At 68.9% G+C, this 19,514-nt stretch carries 17 protein-coding genes; 8 read left to right on the forward strand and 9 right to left on the reverse strand.

Going from position 1 to position 19,514, the window contains the following annotated elements:
- Window positions 1-101 precede the first annotated feature (101 nt).
- The 4 genes from WMF22_RS33775 to WMF22_RS33790 all read left to right on the forward strand — a co-directional run bounded on the left by WMF22_RS33775 (window position 102) and on the right by WMF22_RS33790 (window position 3,827).
- Complete coding sequence (locus tag WMF22_RS33775; RefSeq protein WP_437294079.1) at window positions 102-884, forward strand: hypothetical protein; 783 nt, start codon at window positions 102-104, stop codon at window positions 882-884.
- Window positions 881-1,534: a metallophosphoesterase family protein gene (locus tag WMF22_RS33780; RefSeq protein ID WP_437294080.1), complete on the forward strand. Its 654-nt coding sequence runs from the start codon at window positions 881-883 to the stop codon at window positions 1,532-1,534. Before WMF22_RS33775 ends, WMF22_RS33780 begins: the two co-directional genes overlap by 4 nt.
- 17 nt (window positions 1,535-1,551) lie before the next feature.
- The gene (locus WMF22_RS33785) at window positions 1,552-2,661 is read left to right on the forward strand and encodes a hypothetical protein (RefSeq protein ID WP_438032453.1); all 1,110 of its coding nucleotides are present in this window, start codon (window positions 1,552-1,554) and stop codon (window positions 2,659-2,661) included.
- A gap of 119 nt (window positions 2,662-2,780) precedes the next feature.
- Window positions 2,781-3,827, forward strand: coding sequence for a Glu/Leu/Phe/Val dehydrogenase dimerization domain-containing protein (locus tag WMF22_RS33790; RefSeq protein WP_438032454.1), 1,047 nt, complete (start codon window positions 2,781-2,783; stop codon window positions 3,825-3,827).
- Between the two features lie 3 nt (window positions 3,828-3,830).
- Here the strand turns inward: WMF22_RS33790 and WMF22_RS33795 are convergent, their stop codons facing one another.
- From WMF22_RS33795 to WMF22_RS33805, 3 genes are all read right to left on the reverse strand, one after another.
- Window positions 3,831-5,579, reverse strand: coding sequence for a carbon starvation CstA family protein (locus WMF22_RS33795; protein WP_437294083.1), 1,749 nt, complete (start codon window positions 5,577-5,579; stop codon window positions 3,831-3,833).
- 157 nt (window positions 5,580-5,736) lie between these two features.
- Window positions 5,737-6,540 carry an SDR family NAD(P)-dependent oxidoreductase gene (locus WMF22_RS33800; RefSeq protein WP_437294085.1) on the reverse strand — a complete coding sequence of 268 codons (804 nt, stop codon included), beginning with the start codon at window positions 6,538-6,540 and terminating at the stop codon, window positions 5,737-5,739.
- Window positions 6,541-6,622: 82 nt separating this feature from the next.
- Complete coding sequence (locus WMF22_RS33805; RefSeq protein WP_437294086.1) at window positions 6,623-7,180, reverse strand: DJ-1 family glyoxalase III; 558 nt, start codon at window positions 7,178-7,180, stop codon at window positions 6,623-6,625.
- 275 nt (window positions 7,181-7,455) lie between these two features.
- Here WMF22_RS33805 and WMF22_RS33810 point away from each other — a divergent pair, with 275 nt between their 5' ends.
- Entirely contained in the window at window positions 7,456-9,915 is a 2,460-nt protein-coding gene (locus WMF22_RS33810; protein WP_438032455.1) for an SUMF1/EgtB/PvdO family nonheme iron enzyme, read from the forward strand.
- A 420-nt stretch (window positions 9,916-10,335) separates the two neighbouring features.
- On the opposite strand, the gene WMF22_RS33815 is transcribed toward WMF22_RS33810, so the two are convergent.
- From WMF22_RS33815 to WMF22_RS33825, 3 genes are all read right to left on the reverse strand, one after another.
- Window positions 10,336-10,926, reverse strand: coding sequence for a Uma2 family endonuclease (locus WMF22_RS33815; RefSeq protein WP_438032456.1), 591 nt, complete (start codon window positions 10,924-10,926; stop codon window positions 10,336-10,338).
- A 67-nt stretch (window positions 10,927-10,993) separates the two neighbouring features.
- The gene (locus tag WMF22_RS33820) at window positions 10,994-12,139 is read right to left on the reverse strand and encodes a hypothetical protein (protein ID WP_438032457.1); all 1,146 of its coding nucleotides are present in this window, start codon (window positions 12,137-12,139) and stop codon (window positions 10,994-10,996) included.
- Window positions 12,140-12,569: 430 nt separating this feature from the next.
- Window positions 12,570-12,890 carry a hypothetical protein gene (locus tag WMF22_RS33825; RefSeq protein ID WP_437294090.1) on the reverse strand — a complete coding sequence of 107 codons (321 nt, stop codon included), beginning with the start codon at window positions 12,888-12,890 and terminating at the stop codon, window positions 12,570-12,572.
- Window positions 12,891-13,103: 213 nt separating this feature from the next.
- On the opposite strand from WMF22_RS33825, the gene WMF22_RS33830 reads away from it, so the two are divergent.
- Genes WMF22_RS33830 through WMF22_RS33840 form a run of 3 tightly spaced genes read left to right on the forward strand, consistent with a single transcriptional unit; the run spans window position 13,104 to window position 15,317 of the window.
- The gene (locus WMF22_RS33830) at window positions 13,104-14,072 is read left to right on the forward strand and encodes an NAD(P)-dependent alcohol dehydrogenase (RefSeq protein WP_438037307.1); all 969 of its coding nucleotides are present in this window, start codon (window positions 13,104-13,106) and stop codon (window positions 14,070-14,072) included.
- A 13-nt stretch (window positions 14,073-14,085) separates the two neighbouring features.
- A complete protein-coding gene (locus tag WMF22_RS33835) occupies window positions 14,086-15,045 on the forward strand; it encodes a helix-turn-helix domain-containing protein (RefSeq protein WP_438032458.1) in 960 nt (319 codons plus the stop codon).
- A 50-nt stretch (window positions 15,046-15,095) separates the two neighbouring features.
- Entirely contained in the window at window positions 15,096-15,317 is a 222-nt protein-coding gene (locus WMF22_RS33840; RefSeq protein WP_437294092.1) for a helix-hairpin-helix domain-containing protein, read from the forward strand.
- Between the two features lie 151 nt (window positions 15,318-15,468).
- Here WMF22_RS33840 and WMF22_RS33845 read toward each other — a convergent pair whose 3' ends face one another.
- The 3 genes from WMF22_RS33845 to WMF22_RS33855 all read right to left on the reverse strand — a co-directional run bounded on the left by WMF22_RS33845 (window position 15,469) and on the right by WMF22_RS33855 (window position 19,469).
- Complete coding sequence (locus WMF22_RS33845; RefSeq protein ID WP_438037308.1) at window positions 15,469-17,451, reverse strand: radical SAM protein; 1,983 nt, start codon at window positions 17,449-17,451, stop codon at window positions 15,469-15,471.
- Window positions 17,452-17,526: 75 nt separating this feature from the next.
- Window positions 17,527-18,126, reverse strand: coding sequence for a 2OG-Fe(II) oxygenase (locus tag WMF22_RS33850; RefSeq protein WP_438032459.1), 600 nt, complete (start codon window positions 18,124-18,126; stop codon window positions 17,527-17,529).
- Between the two features lie 59 nt (window positions 18,127-18,185).
- Window positions 18,186-19,469: a glycosyltransferase gene (locus WMF22_RS33855; protein ID WP_438032460.1), complete on the reverse strand. Its 1,284-nt coding sequence runs from the start codon at window positions 19,467-19,469 to the stop codon at window positions 18,186-18,188.
- Window positions 19,470-19,514 lie beyond the last annotated feature (45 nt).

The raw sequence follows: 19,514 nt of genomic DNA on the forward strand, positions 1-19,514 counted from the left end.
CCGGCCATCCAGCACAGGCCCGGAGGGAGAGGCCCGACCCGCGAAGGCTTTGCGCGCCGAGAGGCCCAAGGGTATCGTAGTCGCGTTTGGAGCATGCCCGCATGCAAGCTGCTACCCTGAGCTCCGCGTCGTTCTCCTCCCTCGACGATCTGCCGGACGTGCGGGCACTGTGTGAGTCGTTCCCCGCAGTCATGCTCTATGGCAGCGTCGCGCGAGGCGACGCCGGGGGCGTCTCCGATGTTGACCTCTTGGCTCTCGATGAGCGCCCGCGCGCCGCGATCGAGAGCGGCAGGTTGTCGGTGACGGTGTATACCGAGGAGCACCTGCGCGAGCTGGCCACACGTGGCAGCTTGTTCGTTCTCCATTTGCGCACGGAGGGGCGTGTGCTCCGAGATCGCACCGGAGCCTTACGGAGCGCTCTCGGAGCGTGGCATGAGCCTGACTATGCCCGAGTGCTGGAGGGCGTGCGCGCGGCTTCTGCCGTGCTCGACGTCCCGCAGGAGCAGCGGGCCCGCTGCCCGACGGCGTTCCTGCGCGTTGCGCTCTTCATCCTGCGCTCGCTGCTCTATTTGCGCTGCGCGTCGCAGGGACGCCCAGCGTTCGCCATGCGGCAGGTTGCGTCAATACTCGGCGACGGACGGATCCCCGCGCTCTTCGAGCGCTCTCAATCCCCTACGACAGCGGAGATGCGCTGGAAGCAGGCGCTCGTCCTGCTCGACGAACATCTCGGCGGCCGTGCGAAGAACGCCTTCGGGAGCCTCGAGGCCCTGGCCGTGAGCTGGCACCGTCGCTTCCCGATGGCGTCCGACCTCGCCGTCCGTCTGCTCATGGATGGCGGGACGATCGAGTACGCTCTTGCGCCTTCAGACTGGGTCGCGCCGTGAAGCCGCTGGCCGTGATCGGTGACGTGCATGGCGACGCGCGCAGGCTTCGGGAGATGCTCGATCGGCTGGAGCCGTCCGAGCGCACCATGGTATTTGTCGGCGACTACGTCGACGGGGCTCCGCACAGCGCCGAGGTCGTCGAGGAGCTCATCTGTCGATCGAAGCGCGAGCCGAGGCGGTACCACTTCTTGGCCGGCAATCACGATCTCGCTCTGTTGAGGTACCTCCGCGGCGGGGACTTTGCGGCTTTCGCAAAGCTGGGCGGCGTCTCGACGCTGCACTCCTATCTGGGCGAAACGCGAGGCGACGTACACCATGCGTTCATTCGCGCATTTCCGCCCGAGCACAGAGATTTCTTTGAGCGACTGAATGCGTGCTGGGAAGAGGAGGAGGTCTTGATTGCTCACGCCGGCTTCGATCCGGAGCGCCCAGAAATCCGTTCGCGAGATGCGCTCGCCCATGGCGCCGGCTCACGCATCTTCATGGCCGAGAGATTTCCAAGGCCGCTCGTCGTATGTGGGCACTACCCCCAGGCGCGCGGCGAGCCCTATCAAAGCACCAATCTAATCTGCATCGATACGGGCTGCGGCATGGCCGATGGTCCGCTAACGGCGCTCCTTCTACCGGAGCGCACCTTCATCGCAGTGTAAGAGCGCAGGAAACAACGATGGATCGCACGTTCGACTCAATCATCAACGAGCTGAGGAGCCTGCGAGACACAGGATCGCTCATCTACGCGATCCACTACGCCTGCGAGGATTTTTACGAGGTTCGCGACAAGCCGCCGAGCATATCCGCGATCGCACTTGAAGGCGTGAATTCCGGCGAAGTCATCGTCTACTCTGTAATAGACCGCTCCTCCGAAAGCACAGAACGAGAGAAATACGTACTAAACAACTATTTCTCCTTTTTGCAGAAACATGCCGACGCCAGGCTAGTCCACTGGAACATGAATTCCGCCGACTTCGGCTTCCGTGCACTCGCCAACCGCTATGCCTACCTCTTTAGCGAAGAAGCTCCGTCGCACCACTCCGATCATCGGAAGATCGATCTCGATGACGTCGTTACGCTCGGCTACGGCCACGACTTTGCCGATCATCCGAAGCTCAAGAGCATCGGCCTCCTGAACGGATTCCACTTTCGCCACTTTCTAACGGGGGCGGAGGAGGCCGATCGGTTCAAGAAAGATTTGCACGGTGACATTCGAAGATCTGTAACGGAGAAGACGTCGCTCATCGCGCGGCTCACGCGGCTCTTGCTGGATGGAACGCTGGAGACCAAGCACTCCGGCCAGAGGTTAGACTTCGCAGGTTCCAGCCTGGACTCCGTCAAGGTCGTGCTCACCGTCGGGGAGCGCTTTCGCGAGGTGCGTCGGCAGCTGAAACGCCGTCACGGCAACCGACACACACTGGAGGTCAACGACGAGTACGACGCCCAGGATCTGATCCACTCGCTACTGCGCTTATTCTTCGACGACGTACGCAGAGAAGAGTGGACCCCCAGCTATGCGGGAAGCGCTTCACGAATCGACTTCGTATTACCTCGCTATCGGCTGGCAATCGAGCTAAAGCACGCCGGCAAATCGCTCTCTACCAAGGACCTCGGAGAGCAACTCATCGTGGATGCAAACAAGTACAAGAAGCACACAGACGTGCGACATCTCGTATGTCTCGTATTCGACGAGAACGGGTCGTTCGAGAACCCGAGGGGCGTCGAGAGCGATCTCGGTCGTGCCCATGACGGGCTAGCGGTCACGGTACGAATTTACGATCACTGAGAGCGATGGCTGTGCTCGCGGACGCGAGCGTCACGGTCCGGCTCATCTCGATCGTCAGCCTGACACGGCCGTGCGCGTGGCGGGCTCGCCTGCTCCACCTGGTAAGCTCAGCGCGAAGTATGAATTTTTTCGAGACGATCGCCGCCATGGGGCACGAGCAGGTGCTGTTCTGCGCGGACGAGCCCGCCGGATACCGCGCGATCATCGCGATCCACAGCACCGCGCTGGGCCCGGCGCTCGGCGGGACGCGGCTCCTCGGGTACGCGAGCGACGAGGAGGCGCTCGTGGACGCGCTGCGCCTGTCGCGCGGCATGACCTACAAGAACGCGCTCGCCGGGATGGACGTCGGCGGCGGCAAGGCGGTCGTCCTCCGCGGCGGCGCGGAGCCGCTCGACCGGGAGCGGCTGTTCCGCGCGCACGGGCGCTTCATCGAGCGCCTCGGCGGCAGGTTCATCACGGGCGAGGACGTGGGCACCACCCCCGCGGACATGGAGCTCATCCGGCGCGAGACGCGCCACGTGAAGGGCCTCGCCGGCGAGGGCGGCGACCCGTCGCCGTGGACCGCGCGGGGCGTGCTCCGCGCGATCCAGGCCGGGGCCCGCCACCGGTGGGGCAGCGACGAGCTCGCGGGCCGGACCGTCGCGCTCCAGGGCTGCGGCAGCGTCGGCGGCCGGCTCGCGGCCGAGCTCCACCGGTTGGGCGCGCGGCTGCTCGTCGCGGACGTCGACCCGGATCGCGCCCGCCACGTCGCCGCCGCGCTCGGCGCCACGGTGGTGCCGCCGGGCGCGATCACCTCGGCCCAGGCCGACATCTTCGCCCCGTGCGCGCTCGGCGGCGTCCTCGACGACCGCGCCGTGCAGGAGCTGAGGGCCGAGATCGTCGCGGGCGCGGCCAACAACCAGCTCCTCGAGCCGCGCCACGGCGACGCGCTCGCCGCGCGCGGCGTCGTCTACGTCCCCGACGTCGTGGCCAACGCAGGCGGCGTGCTGAGCGGCGGCGCGGATCTCTTCGGCTGGTCCCGCGCCGAGGTCCACCGGCGCGTCCAGGCGATCTACGACACGGTCCTCAGGGTCCTCGAGATGGCGGCGAGCGACGGCGTCTCGCCCCAGCTCGCCGCCGAGCGGCTTGCCGAGTCGCGCCTGCGGGAGCGCGCCGCGGCGGGGTGAGCGCTACCGCGTCAGCGCCCCTGGCCCGGGCGCCGGCTCGGCGGCGGGGCCGTTCTTCAGCGCCTTCACCGCCTCGACCATCAGCGACACCGCGAGCCCGATCAGCGCGAGCCCCACGACGCCGTTCAGCGTCGTCGCGTTCAGCGCGAGCCCCTCGGTCCGCACGGCGGCGAACGCGGTCCGCACCTGGAGGATGAGGGCCCACACCGTGATCGTCATGACGAACACCATCGGGATCGCCGTGTACCAGATGCGCCGCTTCTCGCGGTGCAGCCAGACGGTGACCGCGAGGAGCGTCAGCGCCGCGAGCAGCTGGTTGCTCGTGCCGAACAGCGTCCAGAAGTCGAGGTACGCGGGCCGCACGCCGGGCGCGGGCGGGCGCGCGGTCATGATGAACAGCGTGGGCGGCGCCAGCGAGATCGCCGTCGCGGCCGCGGACACCACGCGCCCCTTCCAGTTGAAGAGCTCCTGGAGGATGTAGCGGCTGAGGCGCGTCGAGACGTCGAGCGTGTCGAACACGAAGGTGGAGAACGCCATGGCGCCGAACGTCGCGGCGAACAGGAAGTGCTCCTTGCCGATGATGACGGTGAGGAACTTGCCGATCCCGTCGCCGTAGATCTTGCCCGGCCCGCCCAGCTTCGTCCCCTGCGCCACGATGACGAGCGTCGCGAGCGCGATCAGCGCGACGAACGCCTCGGCCAGCATCGCGCCGTAGCCCACCGGGTGGGTGTGCGTCTCCTTCGAGATCTGCTTCGACGTCGTCCCCGAGCAGACGAGCCCGTGGAAGCCCGAGCAGGCGCCGCAGGCGATGGTGACGAACAGGAACGGGAAGAGCATGCCGGTCGCGCCGCCGGCGTTGAACGTGGTGAACGCGGGCTGGCGCAGCTCGAACTCCCCCGGGTAACGGAGGTTCCCGAAGAAGATCCCGATCACGCCGACCGCGAGCGCGATGTAGAGGACGAACCCACCCAGGTAGCCGCGCGGCTGGAGGAGCAGCCAGACCGGCAGGAGCGAGGCGATGAGGCAGTAGACGAGGATGATGAGGCCGAACGCGCGCTGCGGGTTGTCGAGCGGCAGGACGAACGCCGTCGAGATCTTCGTGCCGAGCCAGACGACGCCGAGCGTTGCGGGCACGAAGAGGAGCGTGGTGAGCCAGAGCGGCGGCTTGAGGTACCGCTCGACGACGCCCATGACGATGGAGAGGCCGAGGTAGGCGGCGCTCGCCGCGGCGACGGCGCCGCCGGGGTTGAACTGGAACGTACCGCCCTCGAACTCCTCGGTCTTGCCGACGAAGGTGCTCGCCGTGATGTCCGTGAAGGCGACGATCACGTAGGACAGCGCGAGCCAGATGAAGATCATCATCGACAGCCAGGCGCGCCGGCCGATGTGCCGCTTCGCGATCTCGGCGACGCTCTCCGCCTCGTGGCGGACGCTCGCGATGAGCGCGGAGAAGTCGTGCACCGCGCCGATGAACACGACGCCGATGGCGATCCAGAGGATGCACGGGAGCCACCCGAACGCCTGGCCGGCGAGGATGGGGCCCGCGATCGGCCCGGCGGCGGCGATGGCGCTGAAGTGCTGCCCGAAGAGGTAGAACGGCTTCGTGGGGACGTAGTCCTCGCCGTCGTTCACCTTCACCGCGGGCGTCACGGCGCCGTCGTCGAGCGCGTAGTTGCGCGCGACGATCCGCCCGTAAAAACGGTAGCCAAGGCACAGCACGACGATGACGGTCAGGGCGAGCAGCGGCAGCACGCGGCGGAGTATAAGGCCATCCGCGGGCGACAGTGATCCGGCAAACGAAGGGGAAGGGCGGCGGTAGGTCGCCGGACGGGCGCAGGCCCCCGCCCATCACGGCGCCAGAGCCCGAGGGTGCCGGTCCGGAGAAGCCCCCTTCGGAGACGCGCGGGTCTCAGCGGCTGGCGTTCATCGTGTCCCAGTAGCTGTGCAGGCCGTGGAGGTTGTTCCCGCCGTCGACGAACACCGTATCGCCGGTGATCCAGCGCGCCTCCTCGCTGCAGAGGAACGAGACCACGGGCGCCACGTCGGTCGTCTCCCCGATCCGACCGAGCGGCGTGCGCTCGAGGAACCTCTGGGCGCTGAGCCCCGCCGTGAATCCGATGCCGTCGACGAGCGGCGTCCGGATGAGCCCCGGCGCCACCACGTTCACCCGGATGCCGTGGCGCCCGAGCTCGGACGCGGCCACCTTGGTGAGCTGCGCGAGGGCCGCCTTGGAGGCGCAGTAATGCGACATGCCGTCGGTCGCCAGCACCTGGTTGATGGAGCTGATGTTGACGAAGGCGCCCGGCTGCTTCGCGGCGATGAGGCCGCGGGCGACCGCCTTCATGAAGAGGAAGGGGCCCTTCAGGTTGGTGTCGAGGACGCTGTCGAAATCCTCCTCCGGCAGGTCCGTCAGGAGCGCGAGCGTGGCGATCCCCGCGTTGTTCACGAGGATCCCCGGCAATCCGAACGCCGACGTCGCCGCCTCGACGGCGCGCGACACGTCCTCGGCGCGGGACGCGTCGCCCAGGAAGGGCAGCGCGCGCGCCGCGCCGTCGGCCGCGCGGTTCAGCTCCTCGGCCGCCGCCTCGACCTTCGCCGCCGTCCGGCCGAAGAGCAGCACGTTGCTGCCGCGACTCATGAGGTCTCTCGCGATCTCGCGACCGATCCCCTGACCACCCCCGGTGACAATTGCGCTCCTGGAAATAAGCTTCATCTCGACCTCCGTGAACGCGGAAAGCAGATCCGACGTCCTGGGTAGCCTAGAGGAAACTCGGCCAGCCGAGCGCCGATCTCGCTCAGGCCGTCAGCATCATCGGCGCGCGCACCTTCGCGGCGATCTCCTCGCCCCGGAGCCGCGCGACGAGCGCGAGCGCGAACGCCATGGCTGTGCCCGGCCCCTGGCTCGTGACGAGCAGCCCGTCCTCGACGACCGGGCTCGTGAGGAGCTCGCCGTGCGCCGACACCACGTCGTTCACGGACGGGTGGCACGCCATCCTGCGGCCCTGGAAGAGCCCGTGCGCCGCGAGCGCGATCGGCGCGGCGCAGATCGCCGCGACGATGCGGCCCGCCTGCGCCTGCGCGTGAAGGCGCTCCCCGACGGCCGGCGAGCTGGCCAGCCGGTCGGCCCCGCCCTTGCCGCCCGGGAGGACCACCACGTCGAAGTCGCCCGTCACCGCCGAGAGATCCGCGTCCGGCACGAGGCGCACGCCTCGGCTGCAGCGCACCGGGCCCGGGCCATCGAGCCCGGCGAGGACGACCTCGACCTCGGCGCGGCGCAGGACATCGACGATGATCGTCGTTTCCATCTCCTCGGCTCCCTCGGCAAGGATCACGAGCGCTCGCGGCGTCTTCATGAGCGCCGGCATGGGGCCGCGGGCCGCCGGATGCAAGCCGGACGCGAGCCGGAGGTGAACCGCGTAGAAACCGAGCGCTGCGCGGGCGCAGGCTGAGCGAGCGCATGCAAGCATATGCAAGCCGATGCAAGCAGATGCGAGCAGGTGCAAGCAGATGCGAGCAGATGCAAGCAGATGCAAGCAGATGCGAGCCGATGCAAGCGCGCGCGAGCTTGCGGGGGCGGGCGGCGCGGAAGCCCCTTTGCCTGGGCACGGCGACGCGCTAGGAGCGGGGCATGGCGGAGCCGTCCGACGATCCGTTTGGCCTCTCGGGGCAGACCATCGAGGGGAAGTACCGCGTCGCCGCCGTCATCGGCGACGGCGGGTTCGGCGTCGTCTACCGGGGGATGCACGAGGGCTTCGGCGAGCTCATCGCGATCAAGTGCCTGAAGCTGCCGGCCTCGCTCGACGCCTCGGAGCGCGACGCGCTGCTCGAGACGCTGCGAGGCGAGGGGCGGATCCTGCACCGGCTGTCGCGGGCCACCTCGGGCATCGTGCAGGCGCTCGACGTCGGCGCGTTCACCACCCAGGCCGGCGTGTGGGTGCCCTACCTGGTGCTGGAGTGGCTGGAGGGCCAGACGCTCGGGCAATACCTCCGGGAGCGGCGCGAGCGGGGCGAGGCCGGCATGTCGATCGCCGAGGCGATCCAGCTGCTCACCCCGGCCGCGCGCGCGCTCGCCGTCGCGCACGCGCACAAGGTCGCGCACCGGGACGTGAAGCCGGCGAACCTGTTCCTCACCCACGTCGGCGGGGCGCGGACGCTGAAGGTGCTCGATTTCGGCATCGCCAAGGTGCTGTCCGATCACCCGACGTTCACCGAGGCGCTCGCCGCGACCCGGCAGGGGCCGAGCGCGTTCACGCCGCGCTACGGCGCGCCCGAGCAGTTCAACAAGGCGCGCGGCGCGACGGGCCCGTGGACCGACGTGTTCGCGCTCGGGCTCATCTTCGTCGAGCTCGTGAGCGGCAGGCGCGCGCTCGAGGGGGACGACCCCACGCAGCTCTACGTCGCCTCCGCCGATCCGGCGGTGCGCCCCACGCTGCGCGCGCGCGGGCTCCCGGACGCGCCCGAGGCGATCGAGCGCGTGCTCGACAAGGCGCTCGCGATCGAGCCCAAGCACCGCTTCACGAGCGCAGGCGAGTTCTGGGACGCGCTCTCGGCCGCGGCGCACGGCGAGCGCGCGGGGTCCTTCGCGGGTCGCGGCGGTCCCTCCGGGGAGCACGCGGCGGGGCAGTCGACCGCGGAGTACGCGGCCGCGCAGGGGCTCGGCGTGGCCGTCGGGCCGAGCGAGCCGACGATGCTCGCCGACGCGCACGCGCCCGCCCCGGCGCGGCCTGCCATCGTCAAGGTGAGCCACGGCGCGAGCGGGCCGCAGGCCGCCGGCGCGACGGGCGGCGCGGCGCCTCGGGCGAGAGACGGGGGCGGCGCGCTGGCGACGGGGGGCTCCAGGACCGCGCAGGTCGAGGACTCCATGATCGAGACGGTCGCGCCCGCCAGCCCCCCTGCGGCCGGCGCGGCCCCGCACCCCGGCGCGGCCCCGCACCCCCAGGCCGCGGCGGGCGGACCGCTGCACGCCGCGCCGCCGGTCGCAGCGCCGCCGCAGCGCCGCAGCGCCGCGCGCGCGGCGCTTCCCTGGTTCGTGGCGGCGCTCGTGCTCGGCGGCGCCGGCGCGACGGCGTACGTCCTGACGCGGGCGCCCGACAAGAAGCCGGCGAAGGCGCCGGCCGCGCGCGCCACCGCGACGTCGTCCGCCGGGCGCGCCGCGACGGCCGCGGCGGGCGTGCCGGCGCCCGCCAGCGCGGCGCCGACCGCGAGCGCCTCCGCCGCGGCGCCTTCCGCCGAGCCCGCCGCGCCCGCGGCGCCGCCGGCGGACATGGTCTTCATCGGGCCCATCTCGACCACGATCGGCGCCGCGGGCGAGGCGCGCCAGGTGACGCTCACCCGCGGGTTTTACATCGATCGCAACGAGGTGACCGTCCGCGCCTACCGGGCCTGCATGCAGCAGCGCATGTGCTCGACCGCGGATCACGTCTCGCTGACGCCCGAGCTCCTGCCCGGCGCGCAGGCGCCGGCGGCGCCCGAGGAGCAGCGGGAGGCCGAGCTCTGGACGCGGCGCTGCAACGAGCCCCGCAACGCGACCGGGCACCCGATCAACTGCGTCGACTACTCCCAGGCCGAGAGCTACTGCCGCTTCCGCGGCCGGCGGCTGCCCACCGAGGCGGAGTGGGAGGTCGCCGCGCGCGGCGCCGCCGGCCGGGCGTTCGTGTGGGGCGACGAGGCGCCGGCCTGCGAGCGCGCCTGCTACGATCGCAACGAGGGCTGCCTCGCGCGCGGCGCCGACGTCGCGACCTGCGCGTCCGGCGCCCACCCGAGCGATCGCACCCCGGAGGGCGTCTACGATCTCGCCGGCAACGTGTCCGAGTGGGTCTCGGACGGCCTCGTCTTCCCGCCGCCCGGCGGCGAGAACCCGCAGGGCGACCCGACCTTCCCGCTCAAGGTCGTGCGCGGCGGCAGCTTCCTGGACGGCCCCGAGAAGCTCTCCGCCACCTACCGCACCGCCGCGGCGCCCGTGACGGCGCACGCCTGGATCGGCTTCCGCTGCGCCATGGATGCGCCGGCGCAGGAGGGCGCCGCCGCGCAGCCGCCCGCCCCCGAGCAGCAGGCTGCGCCGGCCGAGCAGGGAGCGGCGGCGCCCTGAGCTGAAGCGCTGAGCCCCCGGTCCTCCCGCGCGGCATGGCCGGATCCGGTGCCGTCCGTCCACGGCTCACCGACCCGACAGGGCCCGGGCGGGCCGTTTCGCTCGATTCCTGAGCGTTCTCTCTGGATCCTGGGCAGGTTGAACTGGTTCCCAGCGTTGATTCTCTCGATATGGCTTTCGATCACCTGGATCCGAGAGATTCAATTCTGAGCGGAGCCTTCATTTAGCCAGAATACAGAGCTGATCCTTTGGATTACGTCTAATTTTAGTCAGTTTCCTGGCCGAGATGTCTCGGTGCCGCTGAGCCCGGGGCCTTCGCCACGTCGGCGCCGAGCCGCCGCCCCAGCTGACCGACCACGACGAGAGCCGGTACCGAGAGCGTCGAACGGAACCTCCCGTCGCCAGGCAACCGAGGAGCTACTACTTCGCCCAGAGGACCGAGAGGTCGAGCCCGATCGCCTCGAAGGGGGCGACGCGGACGCGGGCGGCGTCGCGGTGGATCGGACCGCGCTCCCAGCTTCGATCGGACACGAGAGAGAACACCTCGAGCGTGCGCGCGATGGGGTCGACCAGCCACGCGTACCGCACGCCCTCGCGCGCGTAGATCGGCATCTTCTCCTTGCGGTCGACGTCCTCGGTCGACGGGCTCAGGACCTCGCAGATCCAGTCCGGGGCGAGCGCGAAGTACGCCGTCTCGGGCAGCTCGGGCATGCGCTCGCGGCGCCAGCCGGCGAGGTCGGGCACGAGCGCGTCGATCTCGCCAGGCGCCATCGGGTCGGGGAAGTGCAGCTCGGGCTCGTCCAGCATCCACCACCCGCCCGGGCCGCCCTTGCCATGGTCGAACGGGCCGGTCAGCTCGGCCCCCAGGCCCGAGCTGGCGCGCGCGTGCCGCGGCGCCGGACGGGGGAACACGTGCAGGGTGCCGCGAATGAGCTCCGCCACCTTGTTCGGCGGGACGGCCTCGAGGTCGGCGTACGTGGCGCGGCGCTGCTTCTCGGCGGGCTGCCCCATGGGCCAAGCCTGCCCGGGGCGGGACGGCGAGGCAAGGCGGGCCGGAGCAGGCCCCCCGCCCTGCAGCTCACAGGACGATGAACTTGTCGTCCGTGTACACGAGCACGAAGCGCGTGTCCGTCGGCGCGCCGCTGGCATCGAAGCAGGCGACGTTGACGTTCGTGTTCGTCTCGGTGCCGGACCAGCCGACGACCTTGCAGTACTCCGATCCGGAGCCGTACGCCGTGATCTGCACGTTCGAGCCCGTCGCCGACATGCCGGGCAGGCTGACGGAGTAGCGGCCTGCGGACGTGCGCCCCGCGGTGATGTCGGCCTCCACCTCGCCCAGGTCCCCCGCGATGTAGCCTTCCTGATAGGAGAGGCTCGGCGTGTACGACGCCGCCGTGGCGTTGTTCGCCCAGGCGTAGCTGTAGGAGAGCCCGCCGTTCACCTGCCTCGAGCGCGCGAAGTTGAGGGTGAACTGGCTATCCGACGGGGCGCCCGAGCTGTCGAAGCAGCGCACGCGGACCACCGCGTCGTCGCCGGACTGCCCCCAGCTGCCGACCTTGCAGTGATCGCTGCCCGGGCCGTAGGCCGTCACCTCGACCGTCGCGCCGCCCGCGGTCTGCCCCGGCAGGGTCACTGCATAGTAACCCACCCCCTCGCGCGCTATCGTGTTGTTCGCGCCGCTCGAGTTGAACTGGTACGTCGCGTTGGGCGTGTACGCCGCCGCCGTCGGGTCGTTCGCCCAGACGTACGCCTCGTCCGAGGATCCGGTGCCCGACTTGTGGACATAGGCGACGCTGAACAGGGTGTTGACCGGCGCGCCGCCGGCGGTGAAGCAGTTGACATGGACATCCACGTCATCGCCGCTCCTGACCCAGGAATTGACCTTGCAGCGCTCGGCGCCCGCGCCGTAGGCCGTGACCTGGACATGACCGCCCGGCGCCGCGCCCACGTCCGGAAACCGCACGCGGTACTGGCCCGCACCGAGCTGCGTGACGGTGTTGTTCACGCCCTGCCCGGACACGTCTCCGGAGGAGTTCCGCGAGTAGCTCGAGCTCGCGGTGAACGAGCCCGTCGCCTGGTGCGCCCACGCATACGCCCACTCACGGGAAACGAACGCTTGCTGGGCGTCGCCCACCTCGCCCTCCTCGGCCTCGTACCCCACGGCGCAACCTGCGCCCATGATACCGACGACGAGCGATCCCAGCAGCAGTGCATTGCTCTTCATGACATGCTTCCTTTCCACGAGTTCGATGTTGGATGACGGCCATCGCTGCCCCGACGCGACCGCGACAAGGCGTTGACAAGGCGTTGAAGGCGTTGACAAGGCGTTTGCAACGCGCATGCCGCGCGCGGCCACCCGGCGCGTCCAGCGATGGCGCTGCCTCCTGTTCCGGGGGCGAGACGCCGGATCGGGCGCAATCAGGCCGTGATCGCGGCACGCCGGCCGCGACCGGCGGCCGGGTTGCTGCGCGTCGCCGTCACGCGCTCATGACACCCTCGCTGTCACGCTCCCATGACAGGCGTCATCTCCGCGTGTCAGCGCGAGGGGGGCCAGCGAGGAGCGCGCCGCTGAGGGGGGTCTCAGGCCGCCGAGGCGGGTCCTTCAGGACGCCAGCCGTCGAGGTCCTTCCGGAAGATTGGTTGTCAGCTCGAAGTCAGCGTTTGATCTGGGCGTCAGGCCAGAGCCCGAGGATCTCTTGCAACTGCTGCTCTGGACCGAACTCCTCCCAGACGATCCCGTTGCAATCCCGCGCCTCGGAGAAGGCGCTGGCGGCGTCGTCCTCCCAGCCCAGATGACGCAACGCCGGAGCTTCGCCCGCGGGGATCTGACGGATGGAGAAGTTCACCGTGTCGGTGCGCCAGAGCGCGTACTGGTCAGGCACGATCACGTGCGGCTGAGCCGCCAGGCGCCGCGTGTAATCCGCAATGGAATCTGTCAGTGAACGCACGCCCAGAGCGATGTGAATTCTTCGCATCTACGACCTTTCGCGCAGCGCCAGCTCGATGGGACACACCATGACGGAGCGCTGCGCAGAGGCTGATACCATGGGTGAGGCGGGGGCACCAGCCTCGGCTCTCGGAGCGCGCCGGCGCGCCCGCGCCGAGCACATCCCGGAAAGGGATCCATTTTTCCCGGATCCGATGCTTTCGGGCACTCCCGCCGCGTCCTTACTCTGCTCCTCATGCAGATGAAGGCAGCCGTCTACGAGCGATACGGTTCTCCCTCGGTCCTCGAGCTGCGCGAGATGCCCGCGCCGGAGCCGCGGGACGATCAGGTGCGCATCCGGGTGCACGCGACAACGGCGACGGCGGCGTGCCAGATGATGCGGCGAGGCGACACGCTCATGGCGCGGGTCGTGCTCGGCTTCTTCCGGCCGCGGCGGCGCTTCCGGGTGCTCGGGATCGAGGTCGCCGGCACCGTGGAGCGCGCCGGCCGGCGCGTCACGCGGTTCCGCCCCGGAGATCGCGTGTTCGGCTTCACCGGGTTCGGGTCCGGCGGGTACGCGCAGTACGTGTGCCTGTCCGAGGATGCGTCGATCGCGCACGCCCCCGCCGGCCTGAGCCACGAAGAAGCGTGCTCGCTCGTCGACGGACCGACCACCGCGCTCTACTTCCTCCGCGACCGGGCGCGGCTCCGGACCGCCGAGCGGATCGCGATCGTCGGCGCGTCCGGGAGCATCGGCACGGCGGCCGTCCAGGTCGCGCGGCACCTCGGCGCGGAGGTGACGGCGGTCTGCAGCGGGCGAAACGCCGAGCTCGTGCGCTCGCTCGGCGCGCACCACGTCGTCGACTACACGCGAGACGACTACGCGGCGCGCGCCGACGCGTTCGACGTCGTGTTCGACACGGTCGGCGCGAGCTCGTTCGCGCGCGCGCGGCGCTGCCTCGCGCGGGGAGGCCGGTACCTGATCACGGTCGGGGGCGCCGAGCTCTACCTGCGCGACGCGTGGAGCCGGCTCTTCGGGAGCAGGAAGCTCGTCTTCGGGATGTCCGTCGACAAGAAGACAGCGCTCCCCGAGGTCTCGGAGCTCGTCGCGCGCGGCGCGCTCCGGCCGGTCATCGACAGGCGCTACGCGCTCGAGGCCATCGCGGATGCGCACAGGTACGTCGAGACGGGGCGCAAGCGGGGCAACGTTGTGATCGAGGTAGGCGCGTGATACCCCGATTCGCGTGGGCACACGCGACGCGCTGAGGCTCGAATCGATCGCGCAGATTCACGGGCTCATCGGGCGCCCGCCGCCCGCGCATCCGCTGATCTCCGTGATCGCCGCGTCGTGGCAGGAGCCGCTGCGCATCGAGATCCCGATCCTCGGGCGCCCCATCGAGTCCGGGCTCTACGTGATCAGCCTGAAGCGCGGGGACGAATGCCACGCCGAGTTCGGGCGGCAGGTGCACGACGGGCAGGCGGGCATCATCGTCTTCGCGTCGCCGGGCCAGGTGATCACGCCGATCGGCGGCGAGAGCGAGCTCGCCCACGAGGGGGAGGGCTGGACCGTCGTCTTCCACCCCGACGTGCTGCGCGACACGCCGCTCTCGGACGCGATGCACCAGTACCGGTTCTTCGGCTACGCGACGCACGAGGCGCTCCACCTCACACGGCCGGAGCGAGAGACGTTCACGGGCCTCGTCCGGCAGATCGAGCGCGAGTCCTCGGTCCCTCCCGACGCGTTCGCGCCGGACGTGCTCTCGGCGCAGCTCCAGCTCCTCTTCACGTACTGCCAGCGCGCCTACGCGCGCCAGCTCGAGATCCGAGCGCGGGCGGGCGGCGTGGCGGAGCGGCTCGACCGCCACCTCGACGCGTGCTTCGCGTCGGCCGCGCAGGTCGAAGGCGGGCTCCCCACGGTTCGATCCTGCGCGCGCGCGCTCGGGTACTCGCCCGACTACCTGAGCGATCTCCTCCGCGCGGAGACGGGAACGAGCGCGCGCGACCACATCCACCGAGCCCTCATCGAGGCCGCCAAGGCGCGGCTCCTCGCGTCGGACGCGAGCGCGAGCGCGGTGGCCTACGCGCTCGGATTCGAGCACCCGCAGCACTTCTCGAAGCTCTTCCGGCAGAAGACCGGACAGTCGCCCGGCGCGTGGAGACGCGCGGCGAAGGGGCCGACTACGCGTCGCGAGACCTCGGCGTGATCTCACCCGCCGCACACGGAGCAGGGGACAACCGACAAGGAGCGAGGCGCATGCCGAGCAGAACGAAAGAACGATCGGAATCTCCACTTCCGAAGGGCATCGGGAAGCCGGCGCTGCGGGCGCTCGCTTCGGCCGGCGTCTCTCGCCTGGACCAGGTCGCTCGGCTCACGGAAGCCCAGCTCATGGCGCTTCATGGCGTGGGCCCCAAGGCGATCGGGGTCATCAAGGCTGCCCTCGAAGCAGAAGGAAAGTCTCTTGCCAAAGACGCGTAGCCCTCGTCGTCCAGGCGCCGCATCCCGCGCGCGACAGCGAAGGGGGGCGGAGGAGGCGAGCATGCCTGGCGAACGAGGGCGCCGCGTGGGGTGTGATGCGTGATCGGCGCCGCGGGGAGCCGGCGCCGCCGCCACGAGGATTCCGCTGCCATCATATCAGCGAGAGTCGCCTCGCCTGCGGCTTCGCCTCCGTGGGCCTCGTCGCCTCCGTCTCCCGGCTTGCCGATGCTACGTAGTGATTCCGGAGCAATTCATCCCTGGGTCTCAGCGCCAGGGAGATGACGTGGCCTTCCACCTCGAGCGCGAGGCGCCGCTCGACGAGCTCACCAAGCAGCCGCAGGACCTTCTCCTGCTGGAGCCCGGCGGCCGCTGCCGCTCGCCCTGGCTCCATGCCGGCGTGGCACAGATCATAGATGCACGCGAGCTCTCCATCGAGAACCGTCTCGACGAGATCCCCGGAGCGCTCGTCCCTGATGAGCAGCTCGCCCGGGCTCACCCTGTGAACTTCCATGGCTGGTATCCCACGCTCCCGCTGGACGTGCTCCTCGTACCATCCGGCAAAGCTACGCCAGCCTTCCATCACGCCGGGCTCAAACCACGCCTCGGGCGCCGAGTAGCCGTAGTATGGCACGAGGAATCGCTCGACGCCCTCCAGTCCTTCCAGATAGGTATCGGGCCTGAGCCGCGCCATCTCATCAGGACCGAGCTGGTTGAAAAGAGGGCTTCCATAAGACAACGTATAATCCGACAGGCTGTAGCTCCCCAGGTGGGACGTCTCCTTGATAATCCGCTGTGTCTCGGCGATGTCATCCATCGTCGAGCGGGGGTGCCCGATGATCAGGTTCGAGAGCGAGCGGATGCCCAGCTCCTTCAGCCACTTTTGAACGAGGATGTTCTGCCGCGCCCTGGTCCCCTTGTTCATTCGTCGGATCAGGGACGAGGCCAGCGACTCGATCCCGACCTGAGCAGCGTCGACCCCGGCCAGGGCCAGCTTTGTCCAGAACCTCTCAGGGTGGTGCGCCCGGAGCTCCATCGTCGCCGGAATCTGGATGTTGAGCCGTATCAGCTCATCGGCATAACCCTCCGCCCACGTGTCGCAGACGTTGTCCATGAACAGGATACGCCGCACCCCGTAGCGCTTGGTCATGGACAGCACATCCTTGACGATGTCCGCCGCGAGCCGCTTTCTGAAGCCCTCCCAGTTGACGTTGATGCCGCAAAAATCGCACTTGGCGAAGCATCCCCGGCTCCCCTCGACGGGGAGCATCACGTTCTTGCTGAACGGTCGGATCGCCTCCGCGCCCCGGAACACCCTCCTGACGGCCCGGAAGTACTCCTCCAGATCCGGGACGCCGAGGTCTCGGATGGATGCGAGCTGCGAAGCGAAGTTCGCCGGATCTCTCCTGAAGAGATCCATCTGGTTGGTCTGGATGTCATAGATCCCCTGCACCTCGCCGGGGATGCTGTCGTGGAGACGATCCATCTCGCTGAGGGGGGTACGCAGGTAGGCGGCCGCGAGCCGCTCCAGCTTCTTCTCCCCCTCTCCGAGCACACCAAACCCGCGGATGCCTAGCCGTTTCAGCGCGTCGGCGACGCTGGGCGCCGCCGCGCTCGCCCCACCGAACACGAAGACGCACCTGTGTTCCGGGTACCGCTGGCCCAGGTAGAGGGCGCAGTAAATGGACGAATAGACCTGGTTGTAATTGAGCGTGAAGCCGATCAGGTTCACGCCGCTCCGGATGAGCTCCGGCCCCAGCGCTGCGTCGATGTACCTGTGCGTCGCGTTCCTCAGGCGGGTCAGCGAGCGCTTCGTGAGCTTGACGCGACCGCGCTTCGGAGCGTTCACGATCGAGAGCAGCTCGTCGAGGGAGGGTGCCCCCTCGACGGACCCGCGCGGCCTCATGAACCGCTCCAGAGCGAGGAGGAAGTACGGGAACTCCCTGAACTCCGAGAGCTCCGAGTACAGGTCCGACTCGCCAGCGTCGAGGAACACCGAGCAGAATGCAGAGTACGTAGTGGTCGTGAAGCGGCCGGGGAGCGCGACATCGAGATGCGCCTTTAGCGCGCCGAGCTGGACCGAGGGAACATAGACATCGGCCCACGGCATCGACACCAGGTGTGTCTTGATCCTCATGGCGACCACCCATCGATTGAATTCGTGTTTCCCGCGCCGTGAATCGCCGCTCTCTCCCTGGACATAGCGCCTCGATCACGCATCTCGCGGCCTGCTCGAGCGAACCTCCCGGGCGTCCTTCGCGGACAGCGTATACTTCATGGCCAGCGTGAACCGCGACACGGGGCACACCCTGCTCGGAATGCCCGCGCAGTGCCATGTCGCGCCCGGGAAGATCAAGACGCGCCCAGGGGCCGGCAAGACGGCCAGGTTGAAGGCCCCCGAGTCGTCGTAGAGCATCGTCTCTCCCCCCCATTCGCGGTCCCAGCGCGGGTTGGCGTAATAGAGCACCGTCACGTCTCGGCGACGCGGCTTGCAGTCGACGTGCGGGTAGTTGACGTCGCCGTAGCACGTCTGGTTGACGTACGCCTTGTAGAGATGGTGGGGCACGTCCGCGTAGCACTGCCTCATGAGACCGGCGACGTCCTCGTAGAAGAAGAGCGCCTCAAACGCGTCGAGGTCCACGAAGTGCGCCACCATCTTCGGGAAATGATCCGCGCTCGAGCTGAGCTGCCCTCGGTAGTAGACGTAGGACTCCGAGAGGGTCCGGTAGATCTGCTCGATCTTCTTCTTGCGGAAGAGGTGATCCACGAGGATGACCTTGCGTCCGTTGACCGTCGTTTCTTGTATCTTCATCGCCCGCGATGTCTCAGGGAACAGAGGCCAGCATCCGGGAGGGGGAGCGCCGTGAAGCCCTACGCGCTGACGAATCCATGGAACATGGTATGTAAATCCTCCATGTACTCGTCGAAATCCTCCCACATGCGCGAGAGGAGGAGACCACGACGCCCGAGCTTCTCCGCCTCCCTGGGGTTGCGCGCGACCCATTCGAGCTTGCTGGCCAGCGCCTCGTGGTCCCTCGGATCCCGCACGAGGAGGCAGTTCTCTTCGTCCACGAGGCCCTCCTTGTAACCTCGTTTCTCGTGGATATCACCCGACAGGACGAGGCAGCCGCCGCACGCGAGCACCTCTCTCGGTACGCCCGGCGTGTGGTAGTCGATGAAGAAGTCTCGCTCCAGGAAGCACGTCGCCGTGGTGGCGTTGATGAGGCTCGGGATCACCCAGTTCGGCATGAACGGGAGCAGCCAGACGTTCTCCTCCACCCCGTTTTCGCGGATGAACGCGGCGAGCTCGCGGCAGCTCCCCTCGGCGCCGCCGCACATCATGATCGCCTGGACGTCGACGCGCCGGCGCTTCACCATCCCCAGCGCCCGGATGAAGTCGAACATGCCCTTCGCGTGATCGATCTTGCCGTACATCCCGAGCGTGGGGACACGGGGATCGAAGGTCTTCGGGGCGGATTCGCGGAAGCACGCATGGAGCCAGCCGTTGCCGGCGAGCGCCTCCGCCAGGCGCTCGTTCACGTCGAGCCTCGGCGCGCCGGGGCGGAAGCAGTGCGTGGGGAGGGAGTCGGAGCCGAGGTGGTAGAGCCGCCTCTTCTTCACGCCGAGCCCCACGAAGAGGTCATCGAAGTGCTTCGCCGTCACGACCCTGTGCGCCCGTTTCAGGATCTCGGCGTAGGAGGTCCTCAGCCACGGCCTCGTCATCAGGACCGATATATCGCTTCCCGCGTGCGCCAGGACGCAGGGGACCCCCGTCCATTGCGCCGCGAGAGAGGCAGCCATCCCGTACGGTTCCAGGTAGTAGGCGTAGATCAGATCGCAGGAGTGTTCCCTGACGATATCCGTCGCCATGGAGGCCAGCTTGGTCACGTACGGGTTCGCCCAGGGGACGTAGAGGTCGTACAGAGGACGCTCCGACGAGACGCAGCGGACGGAGCCGCCGTTCGCGAAGCGGATCTGCAGCCGCCGCTTGTCGGATGGGGTCATGACCATCCGGCAGTCTGCCTCTGCTTCGTCGGCGTTCGTGACGACCCAGACCTGATTGCCGCGCTTGGCGAGCGCATACGCCATCCAGTAGGTCCGGGTGCTCACACCCCCTTGAATGGGTGGGAACTTGCTGATGATGCAGATCTTCATCGCGCAAATCTCCTCGCTGCTGGCGCAGGCGTGCCCGGCGTCCGC

This window comes from Sorangium sp. So ce204 (assembly GCF_051526795.1).
Taxonomy (GTDB): Bacteria; Myxococcota_A; Polyangia; order Polyangiales; family Polyangiaceae; genus Sorangium; species Sorangium cellulosum_B.